Annotated in this window: 20 protein-coding genes; 15 read left to right on the top strand and 5 right to left on the bottom strand. The window is 75.0% G+C overall.

Features of this window, described 5'->3' with window-relative positions:
* Positions 1-87 precede the first annotated feature (87 nt).
* The 12 genes from proS to ABZ573_RS09970 all read left to right on the top strand — a co-directional run bounded on the left by proS (position 88) and on the right by ABZ573_RS09970 (position 8,642).
* On the top strand, positions 88-1,503 hold the full coding sequence (proS, locus tag ABZ573_RS10025; protein WP_151455322.1) for a proline--tRNA ligase: 1,416 nt from the start codon (positions 88-90) through the stop codon (positions 1,501-1,503).
* Between the two features lie 147 nt (positions 1,504-1,650).
* The gene (locus tag ABZ573_RS10020; RefSeq protein WP_327030769.1) at positions 1,651-2,298 is read left to right on the top strand and encodes a DUF402 domain-containing protein; all 648 of its coding nucleotides are present in this window, start codon (positions 1,651-1,653) and stop codon (positions 2,296-2,298) included.
* 310 nt (positions 2,299-2,608) lie between these two features.
* Entirely contained in the window at positions 2,609-3,166 is a 558-nt protein-coding gene (gene rpsP / locus ABZ573_RS10015; protein WP_358117212.1) for a 30S ribosomal protein S16, read from the top strand.
* A complete protein-coding gene (locus tag ABZ573_RS10010; protein WP_172862164.1) occupies positions 3,141-3,401 on the top strand; it encodes an RNA-binding protein in 261 nt (86 codons plus the stop codon). The genes rpsP and ABZ573_RS10010 overlap by 26 nt, the downstream gene beginning before the upstream one ends.
* A gap of 2 nt (positions 3,402-3,403) precedes the next feature.
* Positions 3,404-3,991 carry a ribosome maturation factor RimM gene (rimM, locus tag ABZ573_RS10005; protein WP_192581565.1) on the top strand — a complete coding sequence of 196 codons (588 nt, stop codon included), beginning with the start codon at positions 3,404-3,406 and terminating at the stop codon, positions 3,989-3,991.
* Positions 3,992-4,011: 20 nt separating this feature from the next.
* A complete protein-coding gene (gene trmD, locus ABZ573_RS10000; RefSeq protein ID WP_327030771.1) occupies positions 4,012-4,785 on the top strand; it encodes a tRNA (guanosine(37)-N1)-methyltransferase TrmD in 774 nt (257 codons plus the stop codon).
* 142 nt (positions 4,786-4,927) lie between these two features.
* The gene (rplS, locus tag ABZ573_RS09995) at positions 4,928-5,284 is read left to right on the top strand and encodes a 50S ribosomal protein L19 (RefSeq protein WP_101414582.1); all 357 of its coding nucleotides are present in this window, start codon (positions 4,928-4,930) and stop codon (positions 5,282-5,284) included.
* 184 nt (positions 5,285-5,468) lie between these two features.
* Positions 5,469-6,356, top strand: coding sequence for a signal peptidase I (gene lepB / locus ABZ573_RS09990; RefSeq protein WP_151457073.1), 888 nt, complete (start codon positions 5,469-5,471; stop codon positions 6,354-6,356).
* Entirely contained in the window at positions 6,353-6,973 is a 621-nt protein-coding gene (gene lepB, locus ABZ573_RS09985; RefSeq protein WP_151457074.1) for a signal peptidase I, read from the top strand. Before lepB (ABZ573_RS09990) ends, lepB (ABZ573_RS09985) begins: the two co-directional genes overlap by 4 nt.
* A gap of 48 nt (positions 6,974-7,021) precedes the next feature.
* Positions 7,022-7,516: an NUDIX domain-containing protein gene (locus ABZ573_RS09980; RefSeq protein ID WP_358117208.1), complete on the top strand. Its 495-nt coding sequence runs from the start codon at positions 7,022-7,024 to the stop codon at positions 7,514-7,516.
* A complete protein-coding gene (locus ABZ573_RS09975; RefSeq protein ID WP_151457076.1) occupies positions 7,510-8,322 on the top strand; it encodes a ribonuclease HII in 813 nt (270 codons plus the stop codon). The genes ABZ573_RS09980 and ABZ573_RS09975 overlap by 7 nt, the downstream gene beginning before the upstream one ends.
* Positions 8,319-8,642, top strand: a complete 324-nt coding sequence (locus ABZ573_RS09970) for a DUF2469 domain-containing protein (protein ID WP_007075222.1) — start codon at positions 8,319-8,321, stop codon at positions 8,640-8,642. The genes ABZ573_RS09975 and ABZ573_RS09970 overlap by 4 nt, the downstream gene beginning before the upstream one ends.
* Before the next feature lie 106 nt (positions 8,643-8,748).
* Here ABZ573_RS09970 and ABZ573_RS09965 read toward each other — a convergent pair whose 3' ends face one another.
* Positions 8,749-9,855 carry a sulfite oxidase gene (locus ABZ573_RS09965; RefSeq protein WP_358117205.1) on the bottom strand — a complete coding sequence of 369 codons (1,107 nt, stop codon included), beginning with the start codon at positions 9,853-9,855 and terminating at the stop codon, positions 8,749-8,751.
* A 205-nt stretch (positions 9,856-10,060) separates the two neighbouring features.
* Here ABZ573_RS09965 and ABZ573_RS09960 point away from each other — a divergent pair, with 205 nt between their 5' ends.
* On the top strand, positions 10,061-10,756 hold the full coding sequence (locus tag ABZ573_RS09960; protein WP_358117202.1) for a M23 family metallopeptidase: 696 nt from the start codon (positions 10,061-10,063) through the stop codon (positions 10,754-10,756).
* Here ABZ573_RS09960 and ABZ573_RS09955 read toward each other — a convergent pair.
* Positions 10,644-11,825, bottom strand: a complete 1,182-nt coding sequence (locus ABZ573_RS09955) for an aminotransferase class V-fold PLP-dependent enzyme (protein ID WP_327030774.1) — start codon at positions 11,823-11,825, stop codon at positions 10,644-10,646. The genes ABZ573_RS09960 and ABZ573_RS09955 overlap by 113 nt on opposite strands.
* A gap of 132 nt (positions 11,826-11,957) precedes the next feature.
* Between ABZ573_RS09955 and ABZ573_RS09950 the strand changes: the two genes are divergently transcribed.
* Entirely contained in the window at positions 11,958-12,542 is a 585-nt protein-coding gene (locus ABZ573_RS09950; protein WP_358117199.1) for a GNAT family N-acetyltransferase, read from the top strand.
* 148 nt (positions 12,543-12,690) lie between these two features.
* On the opposite strand, the gene ABZ573_RS09945 is transcribed toward ABZ573_RS09950, so the two are convergent.
* Complete coding sequence (locus ABZ573_RS09945; RefSeq protein ID WP_358117339.1) at positions 12,691-13,818, bottom strand: tyrosine-type recombinase/integrase; 1,128 nt, start codon at positions 13,816-13,818, stop codon at positions 12,691-12,693.
* A 674-nt stretch (positions 13,819-14,492) separates the two neighbouring features.
* On the opposite strand from ABZ573_RS09945, the gene ABZ573_RS09940 reads away from it, so the two are divergent.
* Positions 14,493-14,828: a hypothetical protein gene (locus tag ABZ573_RS09940; RefSeq protein ID WP_358117196.1), complete on the top strand. Its 336-nt coding sequence runs from the start codon at positions 14,493-14,495 to the stop codon at positions 14,826-14,828.
* A 7-nt stretch (positions 14,829-14,835) separates the two neighbouring features.
* Here the strand turns inward: ABZ573_RS09940 and ABZ573_RS09935 are convergent, their stop codons facing one another.
* Positions 14,836-16,044 (bottom strand): DNA-processing protein DprA, encoded by a 1,209-nt coding sequence (locus ABZ573_RS09935; RefSeq protein ID WP_358117193.1) that lies wholly within the window; start codon positions 16,042-16,044, stop codon positions 14,836-14,838.
* Positions 16,041-17,561: a YifB family Mg chelatase-like AAA ATPase gene (locus ABZ573_RS09930; RefSeq protein ID WP_151456855.1), complete on the bottom strand. Its 1,521-nt coding sequence runs from the start codon at positions 17,559-17,561 to the stop codon at positions 16,041-16,043. The genes ABZ573_RS09935 and ABZ573_RS09930 overlap by 4 nt, the downstream gene beginning before the upstream one ends.
* Positions 17,562-17,604: the final 43 nt, after the last annotated feature.

The following is a 17,604-nucleotide window of genomic DNA, read 5'->3' as shown; positions in this document are numbered from 1 at the left end:
CCCGGCCGCACCGCCCGGCACGGCGGAGACCGCCGACGTCGCGCCCGATGACGTCGTCCCTTCGGCCGACGCATAGGATGTGCGGTCATGGCACGCGTGCTCACTCCCCGTGCGGAGGACTTTCCCCGCTGGTACCAGGACCTGATCGCCAAGGCGAAGCTGGCCGACAACGGCCCGGTCCGGGGGACCATGGTCATCCGCCCGGCCGGCTACGCCATCTGGGAGCGGATGCAGGCCGAGATGGACGCCCGGATCAAGGCGGCGGGCGCGGAGAACGCGTACTTCCCGCTCTTCATCCCGGAGAGCTACCTCAAGCGCGAGGCCGAGCACGTCGAGGGCTTCTCGCCGGAACTCGCGGTGGTCACCCACGGCGGTGGCAAGCAGCTCGCCGAGCCGGTGGTGGTGCGCCCCACCAGCGAGACCGTCATCGGCGAGTTCATGGCCAAGTGGATCGACTCCTACCGGGACCTGCCGCTGCTGCTCAACCAGTGGGCCAACGTGGTCCGCTGGGAGCTGCGCCCCCGGATCTTCCTGCGCACCAGCGAGTTCCTCTGGCAGGAGGGGCACACCGCGCACGCGACCCGCGACGACGCCCGCGCCTACGCCCGCCGGATCCTGCACGAGGCGTACGAGGACCTGATGGTCAACGTGCTCGGCATCCCGGTGGTCGTCGGCCTGAAGACGGCCCGCGAGCGCTTCGCCGGCGCCACCGCCACCTACACCTGCGAAGGCATGATGGGTGACGGCAAGGCCCTCCAGCTCGGCACCAGCCACGAGCTGGGGCAGAACTTCGCCAAGGCCTTCGACATCAGCTACTCGTCGGCCGAGGGCGGCCGGGAGCACGCCTGGACGACCTCCTGGGGCACCTCCACCCGGATGCTCGGCGGCCTAATCATGTGCCACGGCGACGACAACGGGCTGCGCGTGCCGCCGAAGCTGGCGCCCGTGCAGGCGTACGTCATGGTGGTCAAGGACGGCGAGGGCCCTGGCGGCCCTGCCGAGGTGGCGAAAGAGCTTTGCGACGCGTTGCGCGACGCGGGCGTCCGGGTCGCGCTCGACGACCGCGTCGACACCCCGTTCGGCCGCCGGGCCGTCGACGCCGAGCTGCGCGGCTATCCCGTACGCGTCGAGGTCGGTCCCCGCGACCTGGCCGCCGGCAACGCGGTCGTGGTCCGGCGCACCGACGGCTCGAAGTCCCCGACGCCGGTGGCCGACGTGGTGACCGCCGTGCTGGCCGCCCTCGACGCCGACCAGCGGGCCCTGCACGACCAGGCGCTGGCCCACCGGAAGTCCCGCACGGTCGAGGTGTCGACCCTCGCCGAGGCGATCGAGGCGGCAGCCACCGGCTGGGCCATGGTGCCGTGGTCGGCGGTTGGCGTGCAGGGCGAGACGGAGGCGAACGGCCAGGGCGTCACCGTGCGCTGCCTGCTGCGCGCCGACGGCTCGGTGCCCGACTCCGAGGACGAGCCCGACCTGGTCGCCATCCTGGCCCGCGCCTACTGAGCCCCGCCGCACCCCTCAGGTGCCGCGGCAGCTCGCTCAGGCGTCAGGAAGGGACCCTTCCTGACGCCTGAGGTGGCGGAAGGGTCCCTTCCTCGCACCTCGGAGCGGTGGGCGGGCGCGGGGGGCCTGGGCCGGTAGGGTCGGTCCGTGAGATTCGAACCTGGGCGGCTGATCGTGCACCGCAACGTGCGCCGGGGCCGGATCGGCTGGGTACGCACCGCGCGGGTGGTCAGCGACGACGACCGGGGCCTGCTGCTCTGGGTGCCCCGCGACTCCCCGGTCGCGAGCGAGGTCACCGAGGCCGGGCTGGGCATGCGGGCGGTGCCGTTCAGCGAGTGGATCTCCTCGTCGTACCGCCTGGCCACCGGCCGGTGGGACGGCCCCTCCGTGCTCAAGTTCCTGCCCGCCGGGGCGGCCCACTCCGTGTGGTGGTTCCGCGACGCGCACGACCGCTTCGCCACCTGGTACGTCAACCTGGAGGAGCCCGGGGTGCGCTGGGACGACGGCACGCTCGCCGGCGTCGACATGGTGGACCAGGACCTCGACGTGGTCGTCCGCCCCGACCTGGGCTGGGAGTGGAAGGACGAGGGGGAGTTCGCCGAGCGGCTCGCCTTCCCCGACCACTACTGGGTGACCGACGCCGACGCCGTCCGGGCCGAGGGGAAGCGGGTGATCGCGCTGGCCGAGGCGGGGGAGTTCCCCTTCGACGGCACCTGGTGCGACTTCACCCCGCCGCCCGACTGGACCGTCCCCGACGGGTTGCCGCCCGGCTGGGACCGCCCCCCGGTGCGCTGACCCGGCCCGATCCGCCCGCGCGTCCCGGTGGCGCACCGCCCTCGATCGGCGGGGCCGGCCGCCGGCCGGCGACTGTGCTTTCGGTCACTTCTGCCGCCCGGCGGGTGACCGGGGGCGGTCCGGTGCGAGCGATCGGGGCCCGATCTGGCAGAATGGCTGGCTGGTATCCGGCGCGCGTCCGGCGCCCTCTAACCCGGGCACGTCGCCAGTCCACCGAGCAGTCTCCGGCCCAACCCCACTGTGCCGGTCGACACTCACCCGTGCACCGCCCGTACCGGGCAGGTGAGATCGCAACAGGAGCGAAACAACTGTGGCCGTAAAGATCCGGCTCCTGCGGATGGGCAAGATCCGCAACCCGCAGTACCGCATCGTCATCGCCGACTCGCGCACCAAGCGCGACGGCCGGGCGATCGAGTTCGTCGGGGTCTACCAGCCGAAGGAAGACCCTTCGGTGATCGAGGTCAAGTCGGAGCGGGTCCAGTACTGGCTGTCCGTCGGCGCCCAGCCGAGCGAGGCGGTGCAGCGGCTGCTGGAGCTGACCGGTGACTGGCAGAAGTTCAAGGGCCTGCCGGCCCCGCCGCCGCTGAAGGTCGCCCCGGAGCGGGTCGACCGCACCGCGGCGTACGAGGCCGAGGCGAAGGCCGCCGCCGGGCTGGCCGAGGCGCCGGCGAAGCCGGCCAAGAAGGCCGCCAAGGCCGAGGCGCCGAAGACCGAGGCGCCGAAGACCGAGGCGCCGAAGACCGAGGCGCCGAAGACCGAGGCGCCGAAGACCGAGGCGCCGAAGACCGAGGCTCCGGCCGAGGCTCCGAAGACCGAGGCTCCGGCCGAGGCCCCGGCTGCCGCTGCCGACGCCGGTGAGCAGGCCTGACATGCCTCTGCGTCCGGCGTTGGAGCACCTGGTCAAGGGCATCGTCGACCACCCCGATGACGTACGCGTCCGGATGGTCGACTCCCGTCGGGGCAAGCGGCTGGAAGTCCGCGTGCACCCGGAGGACCTCGGCACGGTGATCGGGCGGTCCGGCCGGACCGCCAAGGCGCTGCGCCAGGTGATCGGCTCCATCGGCGGGCGCGGCGTACGCGTCGACATCGTCGACTCGTACTGATGCTGCTCGTCGTCGGCAGGGTCGGCAAGCCGCACGGCATCCGCGGTGAGGTCACCGTCGAGGTGCGGACCGACGAGCCCGAAGCGCGGTTCGCCCCAGGCATGGTGCTGCGCACCATGCCTGGGGCGACGCCCCGGGCGCGCCGCACCGAGCCCGTGGCGCCGCAGCCGTCGCCGGCCGCGCCCGAGCAGGGGGTGGCCTTCCGGGTGCCCGCCGAACTGGTCGTGGAGTCCGCCCGCTGGCACCAGGGACGGATGCTTGTCGCGTTCGAGGGCAGCCTGGACCGGGACGTCGCCGAGGCGCTGCGCGGCACCCTGCTCGCGGTCGACAGCGCCGACGTCGCCGCGCCGGAGGACCCGGAGGAGTTCCACGACCACCAGCTCGTCGGGCTGGCCGTGGTCACCCCCGACGGCGACCGGCTGGGCGAGGTGGCCCGGATCGACCACGCCCCCTCCTCCGACCTGCTGGTGCTGCGCCGTCCCGAGGGCGGCACCGCGCTCATCCCGTTCGTCAAGGCGATCGTCCCCGAGGTTGACCTCGCCGGCGGTCGCGTCGTCGTCGACCCGCCGGCCGGTCTGCTCGATCTGTAGAACCGCTGGAGCACCCCCGCATGCGCGTCGACATCGTGTCGATCTTCCCGGAGTACTTCGCCCCGCTGGACCTGTCGTTGATCGGCAGGGCGCGGGCGAACGGCACGCTGCGGCTGGCCGTACACGATCTGCGGATCTGGACCCACGACGTGCACCGCACGGTCGACGACACGCCCTACGGCGGCGGGCCCGGCATGGTGATGCGGCCGGAGCCGTGGGGCGAGGCGCTCGACGCCCTCGCCCCGGCGGAGGTGACCGCGCCCCGGCTGGTGGTGCCGGCCCCGACCGGTGCCCCCTTCACCCAGGCGATGGCGCACGAGCTGGCCGCCGAGCCGCACCTGCTCTTCGCCTGCGGTCGGTACGAGGGCATCGACCAGCGGGTGCTCGACCACGCCGCGACCCGGATGCCGGTGACCGAGGTCTCCCTCGGCGACTACGTCCTCTTCGGCGGTGAGGTGGCGGTGCTGGTGATCCTGGAGGCGGTCACCCGGCTGCTGCCCGGCGTGCTCGGCAACGCGGGTTCGCTGGCCGAGGAGTCGCACGCCCACGGGCTGCTGGAGGCCCCCATGTACACGAAGCCGGCGACCTGGCGGGGGCTGGAGGTGCCGGAGGTGCTCCGCTCCGGCGACCACGGCAGGATCGCCCGCTGGCGGCGGGACGAGGCGCTGACCCGCACCGCGACGCGTCGTCCCGACATGCTCGCCGCGGTGGACCCGCAGCGCCTGGACAAACGGGACGTCGCCGCGCTGGACCGGGCCGGATTTCAGGTGCCGCCGGGGGATGTGGCAAAGTAGGGGGGTTGCCGCAACCGGCCGCGCCGCGGCCGGCTGCGAGGATCCCCGACCGGGGTCGGGTCACCGACCGCCACCCGGGGATCAGAATCACCCACCCGCGCACCGATTGACGGTGCGCCGTGAGCCTCACGAGGACGCAGCGATGAACATCCTGGACGCCCTTGACGCCCAGTCGAAGCGCACCGACCTCCCCGACTTCCGTGCCGGTGACACCGTCAAGGTGCACGCCCGCGTCGTCGAGGGCGCCCGGTCCCGTGTCCAGATCTTCCAGGGCGTCGTCATCCGCCGCCAGGGTGACGGTCTGCGCGAGACCTTCTCGGTCCGCAAGATCAGCTTCGGCGTCGGTGTCGAGCGCACCTACCCGATCAACAGCCCGGGTATCGACCGGATCGAGGTCGTGACCCGCGGTGACGTCCGCCGCGCCAAGCTCTACTACCTGCGCGAGCTGCGGGGCAAGAAGGCCAAGATCAAGGAGAAGCGCGAGAAGCAGCCGAGCTGACCTCGCGCTCGCCACGCCGCCCGAGCTGCGCGTATGTCGTACCGACCGGACCGCACTACCCTGGTCGCTACGGGCGCAGCCGGGCGACGTCCCGCCACGACGGCGGAGCGACGACCACTACCGCCCGGGGAGCCCCGACAGGGTTCCCGGGCGGTAGTGTCATTTCTGCTGACCGGAGAGTGGCGTGGTGCAGACGCTTGACGAGGACGGCGCCGTCGACCCCTGGCGACGGCGCGCCCGCCGGCCCCGCCGACAGATGCCCCTCTGGCAGGAGCTGCCGCTGCTGCTGGTCGTCGCGTTCTGCCTCGCGGTGCTGATCCGCACCTTCCTGCTCCAGGCGTTCTTCATCCCCTCCGGCTCGATGGAGGACACCCTCCTCGTCGGGGACCGGGTCCTGGTCAACAAGGTCGTCTACGACGTGCGCGACCCGGTGCGGGGCGAGGTCGTCGTCTTCCGGGGCACCGACCGCTGGGCCCCGCAGGTCGCCGAGGGGCCGGAGCCCGGGTTCGCGGGCAAGCTCAGCCGGACCGTCGGCGACCTCGTCGGCGTCAGCCGCCCCGGCGAGAAGGACTTCATCAAGCGGGTCATCGGCCTGCCCGGCGACCGGGTGAAGTGCTGCGACGCCGAGGGGCGGGTGCTGGTCAACGGCACGCCGCTCGACGAGTCGTCGTACGTCCTGCGCGACTCGCCGCTCGACATCCCGCCCAACCCCCGCGAGTGCCGGTCCCGGCGCTTCGACGAGATCGTGGTCCCGCCCGGGCAGATCTTCGTCATGGGCGACCACCGGATGGTCTCCCAGGACGCCCGCTGCCAGGGCCCGGTGCCGATCGAGAACGTGGTGGGCCGGGCGTTCACCGTGGTCTGGCCGTCGTCGCGCTGGAGCGCCCTGTCGGTGCCCGCGACCTTCGACGACGTCGCCGACCCGCCGGCCGCCACCACCGGCGCCCCGCCCCCGGTCCGCCCCACGCCGGACGGCGATCTGGTGCTGTTCGCCCCGACCGCTGTCGCGCTCGCCGTTCTCGCGCGTTCCGGACGGTGGCGCTGGGCCGGGCAACGTAGGCTCGTGCCGTGATTGACGAGCAGACCGACAAGCCGCGCAGTTCCTTCTGGAAGGAGCTGCCCATCCTCCTGGGTGTGGCGATCCTGGTCGCGGTGCTGGTGCGCGCCTTCGTGCTGCAGACCTTCTTCATCCCCTCCCCGTCGATGGAGAACACCCTCCAGATCGACGATCGGGTGCTGGTCAACAAGCTGGTCTACGACTTCCGGTCCCCGCACCGGGGCGAGGTGATCGTCTTCAAGGCCCCCATGGAGTGGAGCGCCAACCCCGACGGCGAGGACTTCATCAAGCGCGTCATCGGCGTCGGCGGCGACCACGTGGTCTGCTGCGACGCGCAGGACCGGCTGGTGATCAACGGCAAGTCGCTGGACGAGCCCTACATCTACCCCGGCGACAAGACCGCCGAGGAGTTCGACATCACCGTCCCGAAGGGCCGGCTCTGGGTGATGGGCGACCACCGCGAGGCGTCGGGCGACTCGCTGGAGCACTGGCAGCAGTCCGGTCAGGACATCACCGTCGCCACGATTCCCGAGGGCGAGGTCGTGGGGCGGGCCTTCACCGTCTTCTGGCCGTTCGGCCGGGCCACCTGGCTGAGCGTCCCGAAGCCGTACGAGGCCATCCCCGAACCGTAGGGGCCGCCGGGCGTGTGCGTTGTCGGCGGCGTCTGGCAGGCTGGTGCGGTGACCGTCTACACCCCCCGGCGTGCCGCGCGCGTCCTGCTCGTCGACGCGGCGGGTCGGGTGCTGCTCTTCTGCGGCTCCGACCCGGCCCGTCCCGAGCACGGGCGCTGGTGGTTCACCCCCGGCGGCGGCCTGGACGAGGGGGAGACCTACCCCGAGTGCGCGGCGCGGGAGCTGGCCGAGGAGACCGGGCTGCGGCTGCCGGCCCCGGCGTTCGGGGCGCCCGTGCACCGCGACGTGACGGAGTTCCCCTTCGACGGCGTGTGGTACCGGCAGGAACAGGAGTTCTTCCTGGTGCGGGTGGCGGGCCACGAGGTCGACACCGCCGGCTTCAGCGAGATCGAGCGGGCCACCGTCGCCGCCCACCGGTGGTGGTCGCCGGACGAGCTGACCGTCAGCGGCGAGCGATACTACCCGCCGGACCTGACGACGGTGCTGGCCCGGGCGCTGGCCGCCTCGACCGCGCCCACGGCCGCGCAGGACGCGCCGTGCTGACGCCCCCGCGCACGGTGGTGCGCCGCGAGGGTGGGCTCTACGCGCTGGAGCGCGCGTTGCAGCGGCGCGGCTTCCGGCACGTCGCCGGGGCCGACGAGGCGGGTCGCGGCGCCTGCGCCGGGCCGCTGGTCGCCGCCGCCGCGATCCTGCCCGAGGGCCGCCGCGGCGAGATCGACGGGCTGGCCGACTCCAAGCTGCTCACCCCCGCCAGCCGGGAGCGGATCCACGACGAGGTCGTGGCCCGCGCGCTGGCGTACGCCGTGGTGGTGATCCCGGCCGAAGAGGTCGACGAGCGGGGCCTGCACGTGAGCAACCTGGCCGCGATGCGTCGCGCGCTGGCGTCGCTGACGACCCGCCCCGACTACGTGCTGACCGACGGCTTCGGCGTGGACGGCCTCGACGTGCCGGGGCTGGCCGTGTGGAAGGGCGACCGGGTGGCCGCCTGCGTCGCGGCGGCGAGCGTACTCGCCAAGGTCACCCGGGACCGGATGATGGTCGAGCTCGACGGGGCGTTCCCGGGCTACGGGTTCGCCGAGCACAAGGGTTACATCACCGCGGAACACACCGCGGCGCTGCGGGACCGGGGGCCGTGCCGGGAGCACCGGTTCTCGTACGTCAACGTGGCGACGGTGTCCGGTCGCGACGGCGCCCCGCCCCGGGCGCGCCGGCCGGCGGACGCGAGGCGGGACGAGCCGATGGAGCGCTCCTGCCCGCCAGGGGGTACCGTCGGCGTGGCGTTGGGCGAGCAGCCTCAGCCTCCGGCGTCGGTGGGGGAAGATGTGGTCATGGAAGGCGGAGTGCGATGAGCGCGGAAGACCTCGAGAAGTACGAGACCGAGATGGAGCTCCAGCTCTACCGGGAGTACCGCGACATCGTCCGCCAGTTCTCCTACGTGGTGGAGACGGAGCGCCGGTTCTACCTGGCCAATCAGGTCGACCTGCACGTGCGCAACTCCGACGGCGAGGTCTACTTCGAGGTCGAGATGCACGACGCCTGGGTGTGGGACATGTACCGTCCGGCCCGGTTCGTGAAGAACGTCCGGGTGATGACCTTCAAGGACGTCAACGTCGAGGAGCTGGAGAAGCCCGACATCTCGCTGCCCGCCGACTCCGGCTTCGGCGGCTGACCCACCGCTCCGCCGCCCGCCCGGCTGACCCACCGCCGGGCGTACGAGCCCATCGGCGCCCCCACCGCCGCGCGGCCGTCGCCCCGCTCCTCCCCGGCAGCCCGGTTCACCCCGCCAGCACCACGACCTCGACCCGCTGGACGAGGTTGTTGGCGAAGCCGCCCCGGTTCCACGCCTGCTCGACCGGCTGGCTGCGCCCGGAGGCGTCGGTGGCGCGGGCCCCGAGGACGTGCCGCCCCGGCTCCGCCGCCCACTCGTAGCGCCACCGGCGCCAGGCGAACTCCCCGCCGACCTGCTCGTCCAGGATGGCCGGTCGCCAACTGGCCCCGCCGTCGGTGGTCACCTCCACCGAGACGACCGGGGCGTGGCCGGACCAGGCGCGACCGTCCAGCGTGCACGGACCGGGCCGCAGCACGCGGGTGCGGGACATGAAGTCGGGGAAACCGGGCGGCCGGACCAGCGCCCGCGGCTCGATCCGGGTCACCGGCACACCGGGGTCGTCCGCGTCCCGCCGCAGCCGGTAGGCGACCGCGTTCTGGTAGCCGTCGAACGCCTCGGTGCGTACGTCGATCGCGCGCAGCCACTTGACGTGCGCCATGCCGTACCAGCCGGGCACGATCAGCCGCAACGGGGCACCGTGCTGCGGCAGCAGCGGAGCGCCGTTCATCTCGTACGCCAGCAGCACCTCCTCGCGCAGCGCGTCGGCGACCGGCAGCGCCCGCTGGTAGTCCTGCTCGACGCCGCGTTCCACACCGTGGTCGGCGCCCGTGAAGACCACGTCCACGGCGTCGGCGGCGATCCCCGCCTCGCGCAGCAGCGGCGCCAGCGGGGTGCCGGTCCACTCCGCGTTGCCGACCGCCTCGACCAGCCACGGCTGGCTCACCGGCCGGGGGTGCAGCAGGGCGCGCCCGTTGCCGGCGCACTCCAACGTGACCCGGCGGGTGACCCGGGGCCGCTCGCGCAGCGCCGCGAGGTCGAGGGTCAGCGGCCGGTCCACCGCGCCGGCCACCGTCAGCGCGTGCGCGTCCGGGTCGAGGTCCGGGATGTCGTAGTGGATGAGCAGGTAGTGCAGGCCGGCCGGGGTCACGTCGTAGCGCAGCGCCTCCAGCGGGATGCCGTGGTTGCGGGCGGCGAGCTGCAACTCCTCGGCGGTGATGCCCTCGCCGGGTTCCGCCACGCGGGAGGGCCCGCTGGCATCGTGCACAGTGGTCATCGAGGACCTCCCCGGCCGGACGGCGGCGGCTCCGCCGTGCGCCCGTCCCAGCCTAGGGCCTCGCCGGCGCTGCCGGGCACGCCCAGGAAGCAGCGTGCCTAGCAGACCGCCCGGCCCTCCGGGGGCCGTCCACAGGACGACCGTCGTCCACAGGCGAGCGTGCCGGGGGTGGCGGGGGCGGGCGGGTGCCGCGCAGGCTGCGCCCATGCGACCTGCCGCCCGTACCGCCGTCGCGCTCTGCGCGGCCCTGCTGTCCCTCGGACCCGCCGCGCCCGCCGCCCGGCCGGTCCCGGCGGCGGGGCGAGCGTTCGTCCCGGCGGCACCGCCCGGGGTCGCACCGCCCATGGTCGCGCCGGCCGGTGCCGTGCGGTTCCGGTGGCCGCTCGACGGCGTCCCGCGCCCGGTGCGCCGGTTCGACCCGCCGCCCCGGCCGTGGCTGCCCGGGCACCGGGGCGTCGACCTGGCCGCCGCGCCGGGCGCGACCGTGCGGGCCGCCGGCGCCGGCACGGTGCTCTTCGCCGGTCTGGTCGCCGGCCGACCCGTCGTCACCGTCGGGCACTCCGACGGGCTGCGGACCACCCACGAGCCGGTGTCGCCGACGGTCCGCCCCGGCGAGACCCTGGCGGCCGGGGCACCGCTGGGCACCCTCCTCGCGGGCCACCCGGGCTGCCCCGCCCCCGCCTGCCTGCACTGGGGGTTGCGGCGCGGCGCCGACTACCTGGATCCGCTGGCCCTGCTCGGCCTGGGACCCGTGCGGCTGCTGCCGCTCGACGGGGACGACCCCGCCCTCAGCGCTGGGCGAGCAGCGGGGGCAGCCGCACCGAGAGCCGCTCGTACTCGTCGGGGGTGTTGTAGACCTGGGCACAGAGCCGCAGCCAGCCGCGTCCGTTCCAGGCCATGACGGCGACCTCGGTGGCGAGCCGCTCGGCGATCCGTGCCCGCAGCGCCCGCGCCGCGTCGAGCGTGCTGCCCAGACCCGCCGGCAGCGGCACGATCCGCATGGCGATCCCCGGTCCGCCGGGGTCCGGCAGGTCGGCGGGGGCCACCCCGAGTGCGTCCCCCAGCAGCCGCTGGCCGTACGCCGCCAGCGCGGCGTTGTGCCCGCGTACCCGGTCCACGCCGAGGCTGCGCAGCGTGAACAGGCCCACCGGCGCGGCCAACCAGCCCGTGTAGTCCTGCGTCGCCGCCCACTCGACGCGGCCGGGGAACCCGGACTCCTGCTCCCAGGAGACGGCCAGCGGTTCGATCCGTTCCCGCCACGGCGGGGCGACCGCCAGCACGGCGGTGCCGCGCGGCGCGTACGCCCACTTGTGCAGGTTGCCCACCCAGAAGTCGGCGCCGACGTCGCCCACCGGTGCCGGAAGCATGCCCGGGGCGTGTGCGGCGTCGACGAGGACCGGTATCCCGTGCTCCCGGGCCACGCCGACGATCGCGGCGACGGGGAAGAGCCGGGCGGTGGCGGAGGTGAGCTGGTCCACGACGAGCAGCCGGGTCCGGCCAGGGCGCAGCCCGGCGCGGACGATCTGGACGATCTCCTCGCCCGAGGCGGCCAACGGGACGGGCAGGGTCCGGTTGACCGCCCCCGTACGCCGGCACTCCCGGGCGATGGAGAGGCCGACCGCGCCGTAGCCGTGGTCGGTGGTGAGCACCTCGTCGCCGGGACGCAGGCCGATCGACTGGAGCACCACCGCCACGCCGGTGGTGGCGTTCGGGACGAGGGCGGTGCCGTCCGGGTCGGCGCCCAGGAACCCGGCCAGGTGCCGGCGGGTGTGGGCGATCCGGTCGACCAGGCCCTGCGTGAAGAAGCGCAGCGGGTTGGCCTCCATCTCGTCGCGCAGCCGCTGCTGGGCCCGCTGCACGGCGATCGGCACCGCGCCGAACGAACCGTGGTTCAGGTGGCTGACCGCCGGGTCGAGCGAGAAGAGCAGGCGGGCTGCCGCGATCGGCTCGGGCGGCTGCGGGAGGCTCACCCGGTGATCGTAGCGACCGGTCGATCCATCGCCGCCGTTCCGCCGGGTACGGGCCGTCGGGCGCCCGCCCGGGCCGCGGTTCCATCGAGCCCGTGCCGGTCGACCGTCCTCGATCCCGGAGAATCGCTGGTCATGGACGTCGAACTGCGCTGGCCGACCGCCGCCGACCGGCAGCTGCGCGCCGAGGTGCACCGGGTGCTGCACGCCGTGGCCGAGCGAGGCGGCGCGATCGGGTACGCGGTCCCGCCCGGCCGCGCCGAGACCGACGCCTGGCTGGACGGGGTGCTCGGTCTCGTCGAGGTCGGCGACGCCGCGCTCGTCCTCGCCGTGCTCGACGACCGGGTGGTGGGCACCGGGTCGTGGCGGCGCGGTCCGAAGCCGATCTTCACCCACTACGCCGACCTGGAGAAGATCACCGCACACCCCGCCGCCCGTGGCCGCGGCATCGGTCGGCTCGTCACCGGCGCGCTGATCGACGACGCCCGCAAGGCCGGCGTCGAGACCCTCGCGCTGGGAGTGCGCGGCAACAACCACGGTGCCATCGAGCTGTACGAGCGCCTCGGCTTCCGCGAGTGGGGTCGGCTGCCGAACGTCATCGAGGTGGGCGACGAACGCTATGACGACGTGCGGATGTGCCTGGACCTCGGGCGCGAGCCGCACGTCGTGCTCCGGGGCTCGGCCCCCGACGGGCCGGGCTCGTCGCCGCGCCGGACCTGAGCACCCGCCCCTGCCTGTCCGGCAGGTCGGGCCGGCTGCCGCACCCGGGCCGCTCGTGCCCGGGCTGTTCGGGCCCCGGTTCCCGCTCCCAGGCTGCTCGGTCCGGGCTGCTCGGGCTCGTGCCCGGGGTGGCCTGCGACGGCGGGACTCAGGCGCGTGGGTGGGCCTGGCGGTAGGCGGCGCGGAGCCGCTCCACGGACACGTGGGTGTAGATCTGGGTGCTCGCCAGGGACGAGTGCCCCAGCAGTTCCTGCACCGCCCGCAGGTCGGCGCCGCCCTCCAGCAGGTGGGTGGCCGCCGAGTGGCGCAGTCCGTGCGGGCTGATCGGGGGCAGGCCGGCGGCCTCCGCGTACCCGCCGACGATCCGCCGTGCCGTCGTCGGGTTGAGCCGTCCGCCGCGGGCGCCGAGCAGCAGCGCGTCGCGGGAGTGCGGTGCGGCCAGCGCCGGCCGGCCGTGGCGCAGCCACTCGTCGAGTGCCCGCTGCGCCGGCACCCCGTACGGCACGGCCCGTTCCCGGCCACCCTTGCCGAACACCCGCACGACCCGTCGCGCGTGGTCGACGTCGGCGACGTCGAGGCCGCACGCCTCGCTGATCCGCACTCCCGTGCCGTAGAGCAGCTCCAGCAGCGCCCGGTCCCGCAGCAGTACCGCCTCGGCGACCTGGTCAGCCGCAGGGGGAGGACCTGACGACTCTGGCGACGCCGGCCCGGACCCGTCGTCGGCGGGCGACGCCGGTCGGGCGCCCTTCTGGTCGGGTGATGCTGGCCGGAAGCCCTCCTCGTCGGTTGATGCTGGTCGGGAGCCCTCCCCGTCGGGTGACGACGGTCCTGAGTCGTCCCCGTCGGGTGACGGCGGTCGGGAGCCGCCCTCGGCGGGGGGTGGCGGCCCGGTCGGGGCGAACCGGCTCGGCGCTTCGACCAGGGCGGCCGCCTGGTCGGCACGCAGCACGGTCGGCAGGTCCCGGTGGGCGCGCGGGCTGGACAGGGCGCCGGCCACGTCGGCGGGAAGCAGCCCGCAGCGGTGGGCCCACGCGCTGAACGTCCGCGCCGAGGCCGCCCGGCGGGCGAGCGACGTCCGTGCGGCCCCCATCGTCCGCTGCTTCGCCAGCCAGCTGCGTAGCACGGCGAGGTCCAGCTCCGGCAGGTCGGCGCAGCCCATCCGGTGGGCGTGGTCCAACAGCGACACTACGTCACCGACGTACGCCCGGACGGTGTGGGCGGACCGGTTACGCACGGCGGCCAGGTACCCGGCGAAGTCGTCCACCGCCTCGCGCATCGCCGGTGGGAGCGCCTCGTGGGTCGCCCGGGTGCCGTTCGCCTCCCGGCTCACCGCGGTCCCCTCGCCGCCACCCGCCGGGCGCCCGGTGCGCCTCGCGTGCGCGTCCCTCCCACGCCGGGCCGAGCTGCGAACGCCGCCTGGCCGGGCCGAGGTGCGAACGCCGCCTGGCCGGGCCGAGGTGCGAGCGCCGCCTGGCCGACCCGCACGGGAGGCCGCACCCCTCGGTACACCCCGGTGCGGATCGAGGCCGTGGTGGCGATGGGCGGCGGATCCTCGGGCGGCACGGGACCAGCCTACGGTCGCCCGACGCCACCGGCAGGCCACCGGGCCGGGCACGGCACTGGCCGCCCGACGCCACCTCGCCGGGCAGCGCACCTGGCCGCCGGTCACCGGCTGGGCACCGGGGCCGGTCAGCGCATCGGGCCGCCGGCCACCGGCAGGCCACTGGGCCGGGCAGCGCACCGGGCTGCCGGCCACCGGCTGGGCACCGGGCCGTCCGGGCGCCCGGTCGGCGACCGGCCGTGCCGGCTCGCGGGTGCTCCCGGCGCGGACGCGCGGCTCGGGTGGTGGATTGCGTCGGCCGGTGCGCGCAGACTTGTCGTACCAACGGGTGTGGGCCCTGGCCGTGGTCGCCGTGCGACGGGACCAGGCTCGACGAAGGGGGACCGGGCATGGGGGTGGACGTCGTCCTCTACCGGGCGGTCGGGGTGGGCTCCGACCGACGCCGCCTTGTGCCGGCCGAGGTGCTGCCCGATCCCGACGACGTACTGCTGAACCTCGTCCGGCGCGTCCGTGGCACCGGGCGTACCCCTCTGCTCGACCGGGTGGATCCGGTCGGCGAGCTGGTGGTCCCTGCCGGCCAGGCGCCGCAGCTCCTCGCCGAGGTGCGCTGCCTCGCCGAGGTGTCGCGGTCGACGCCGGAGCTGACGCACGTGCGCCGGCTGGACCGGTTGGCGCGGCGCTGCCGGCAGGACCGCGCGATGGAGATCCGCTTCGAGGGTGACTGACGGCGGTTCACGGTCCCCCCGGCGTCGCCGGTCGTCCGGCGGTCGCGTTCCCGGCCGGCGGGGGCGCGAGGGCGTACCCGTCGTCGCGGCGGAGCACCAGGGCCAGTTCCTCGAGCATCGACAGTTTCCGCAGCGCGGTACGGACGGGCACGCCGGCCCGCGCGGCGAGGACGTCCACACCGACTGCGCCCCGGCGGGGCAACGCCTCGACGACGGCCCTCGCGTCGTCGTCGAGCAGGTCGGCCGGCTGCTGCGGGCCGCGCGGTACGGGCGCCAGGTCGCCGATCCGCCCGACCTCCTCCAGCACCTGCGCGACGCCGGTCACCAGCCGGGCCCTCGGGTACTCCCGCAGCGTCTCGTGCGCACCGACGGACATCGCCGACGTGACCGGGCCGGGCACCACCATGCTGGGCTTGCCCAGGGCGAGCGCCCGGTGGGTGGTCTGGGTGGCGCCGCTGCGGGCGGCCGCCTCCACCAGCACCGTGCCGAGGGTGCCCGCCGCGATCACCCGGTTGCGGATGAGGAACCGGGGCCGCAGCGGATCGGCTCCCGGCATCCACTCACTGACCAACAGCCCGGTGTCGGCGATCCGGTCGAACAACGCCGCGTTGCCCATCGGGTAGGGGCGGTCCACGCCGCAGGCGAGCACCGCTACGGTCAGGCCACCGGCGTTGAGCGCGCCCCGGTGGGCCGCGGCGTCGATGCCGAAGGCTCCGCCCGAGACGACGGTCCAGTCCCGGTCGGCCAGCCCGTAGCCGAGTTCCGTGGCGACGTGCGTGCCGTACCCGGTGGCGGCGCGGGCGCCGACGACCGCGACGGAGCGGTCGAACGCCTCTGCGAGCGGCCACGAGCCGCGTAGCCAGAAGCAGAGCGGCGGGGCGGTCTCGATGTCCACCCGTCGGTAGGCACCGGGCAGCCGGAGCCGGCGCAGGTCGCCGACCCGGACGGGCCACTCGTCGTCGCCGGGGACGACGATCCGGGCGCCGAGGCGGTCCGTGCGGGCCAGCGCCTCGGCCGCGACGGCTCGGGCGTCGCCGGCCGCGCAACGGGCCGCCACGGTGTTCCGCAGCGTCTCCTCCGGCGCGCCCCCGTCGAGCAGGAGGTCGAGCGCCGCCACGGGGCCGAGCCGGTCGACCAGCCGGTGCACCGACCAGGTGCCGGGCTCGGCGAGCCAGGTGAGCGCCACCCTGGCCAGGGTCTCCTCGTCGGTGCTCACGTCGCGTCCCCCGTCCTGAGTTGGATGGCCTCCCGGACGTCCTCCCGGTCGGGGCGGTCCCGACCGTCCAGATCCGCGATCGTCCAGGCCAGGCGGATGATGCGGTCGAAGCCGCGGGCCGACAGCGACCCGGCGTCCAGCCGGACCCGCAGCTCGGCCGTGTCCGGCCCGGGCAACCGCCACGGCGGGCGGCGCAGGTACGGGCCGGGTATCTCGGCGTTGAGCCGGTGACCGAGCACCGCCCAGCGGGTGGCCGCCGCCTGCCGGGCCACCGCCACCCGCGCGGCGACGGTGGCGGAGGGCTCGCTGTCGACGGTGGCCTGCATCAGCTCGGCCGCGCGGACGGGCGGCAGCTTCACCTGCACGTCGATCCGGTCCAGCAACGGCCCGGAGAGCCGGCTGAGGTAGCGCCGCCGGGCCTGCGGCGGGCACTCGCAGTACGCGTCCCCGGCCGGCTTGGCGCACGGGCACGGGTTGGCCGCCAGCACCAACTGCGTACGGGCCGGGTACTCGGCGCCGCCCCGGCTGCGGACCAGCCGGACCCGGCCGTTCTCCAGCGGTTGGCGCAGCGCCTCCAGCGCGCCCCGGCTGAACTCGGGCGCCTCGTCGAGGAAGAGCACGCCCCGGTGGGCGAGCGAGATCGCGCCGGGGCGGGCCAGCCCGGAACCGCCGCCGACCAGCGACGGCACCGTCGCCGTGTGGTGCGGTGCCTGGAACGGCGGGCGGCGCAGCAGCCGGCCGCCCGGTGGCAGCAGCCCGGCGATGGAGTGCAGCGCGGTGACCTCCAGCGCGGCCTCGTCGTCCAGCTCGGGCAGGATCGACGGGAGGCGCTCGGCGAGCATGGTCTTGCCGGCTCCCGGCGGCCCGACCAGCGCCAGGTGGTGCCCGCCCGCCGCGGCCACCTCCAGTGCCCGCCGGCCCAGCCCCTGCCCGGCGACCTCGGCCAGGTCGGGCCCACCACCGGCCGGCGACGGGCCGTCCGGCTCCGGCTCGATCAGGGGCGAGCCGTCGCGGATGAAACTGACCAGCCGGTGCAGCGTGTCGACCGCCCGGACCCGGACCCCGGGGACGACCGCCGCCTCGGCGGCGTTGCCGGCCGGCACGATCACCTTCCCGACGCCGGCCCGGGCGGCCGCGGCGACCATCGGCAGCACACCGCGCACCGGGCGGACCGTGCCGTCGAGGCCCAGCTCGCCCAGGACCACCACGTGTTCCAGGGGCAGCAGCGGCAGCTCGCCGGAGCCGCCCAGGAGGGCCGCCGCGATCGCCAGGTCGAACGCGGAGCCGAACTTCGGCAGGTCGGCCGGCAGCAGGTTGAGGGTGATCCGCCGGTTGGGCCACCGCTGACCGGAGTTGACCACGGCTGCGCGGACCCGGTCCCGGGCCTCGTGCAGGGCGGTGTCCGGCAGCCCCGAGATGACCACCGCCGGCAGGCCGGCGGCCAGGTCGGCCTCGACCTCCACCAGGTGCCCGGTGACGCCCACCAGGCCCACGCAGAGCACCTTCGCGTAGCTCACGACGCCACCCGCCGTCGCTCGACGCCGCACCCGGTCCGGTCGG

Origin of the sequence: Micromonospora sp. NPDC007220 (genome assembly GCF_040634035.1) — a bacterium.
Lineage (GTDB): Bacteria > Actinomycetota > Actinomycetes > Mycobacteriales > Micromonosporaceae > Micromonospora > Micromonospora reichwaldensis.
This window is presented reverse-complemented; position numbering and strand designations above follow the sequence as displayed.

Bases quoted from the DNA above. Each gene is read 5' to 3' on its own strand.
- proS (WP_151455322.1), top strand. From the start codon at position 88: ATGGCACGCGTGCTCACTCCCCGTGCGGAGGACTTTCCCCGCTGGTAC.
- trmD (WP_327030771.1), top strand. From the start codon at position 4,012: ATGCGCGTCGACATCGTGTCGATCTTCCCGGAGTACTTCGCCCCGCTG.
- rplS (WP_101414582.1), top strand. From the start codon at position 4,928: ATGAACATCCTGGACGCCCTTGACGCCCAGTCGAAGCGCACCGACCTC.
- ABZ573_RS09970 (WP_007075222.1), top strand. From the start codon at position 8,319: ATGAGCGCGGAAGACCTCGAGAAGTACGAGACCGAGATGGAGCTCCAG.
- ABZ573_RS09965 (WP_358117205.1), bottom strand. From the start codon at position 9,855: ATGACCACTGTGCACGATGCCAGCGGGCCCTCCCGCGTGGCGGAACCC.
- ABZ573_RS09960 (WP_358117202.1), top strand. From the start codon at position 10,061: ATGCGACCTGCCGCCCGTACCGCCGTCGCGCTCTGCGCGGCCCTGCTG.
- ABZ573_RS09950 (WP_358117199.1), top strand. From the start codon at position 11,958: ATGGACGTCGAACTGCGCTGGCCGACCGCCGCCGACCGGCAGCTGCGC.
- ABZ573_RS09945 (WP_358117339.1), bottom strand. From the start codon at position 13,818: ATGCGCGAGGCGGTGGACGACTTCGCCGGGTACCTGGCCGCCGTGCGT.
- ABZ573_RS09940 (WP_358117196.1), top strand. From the start codon at position 14,493: ATGGGGGTGGACGTCGTCCTCTACCGGGCGGTCGGGGTGGGCTCCGAC.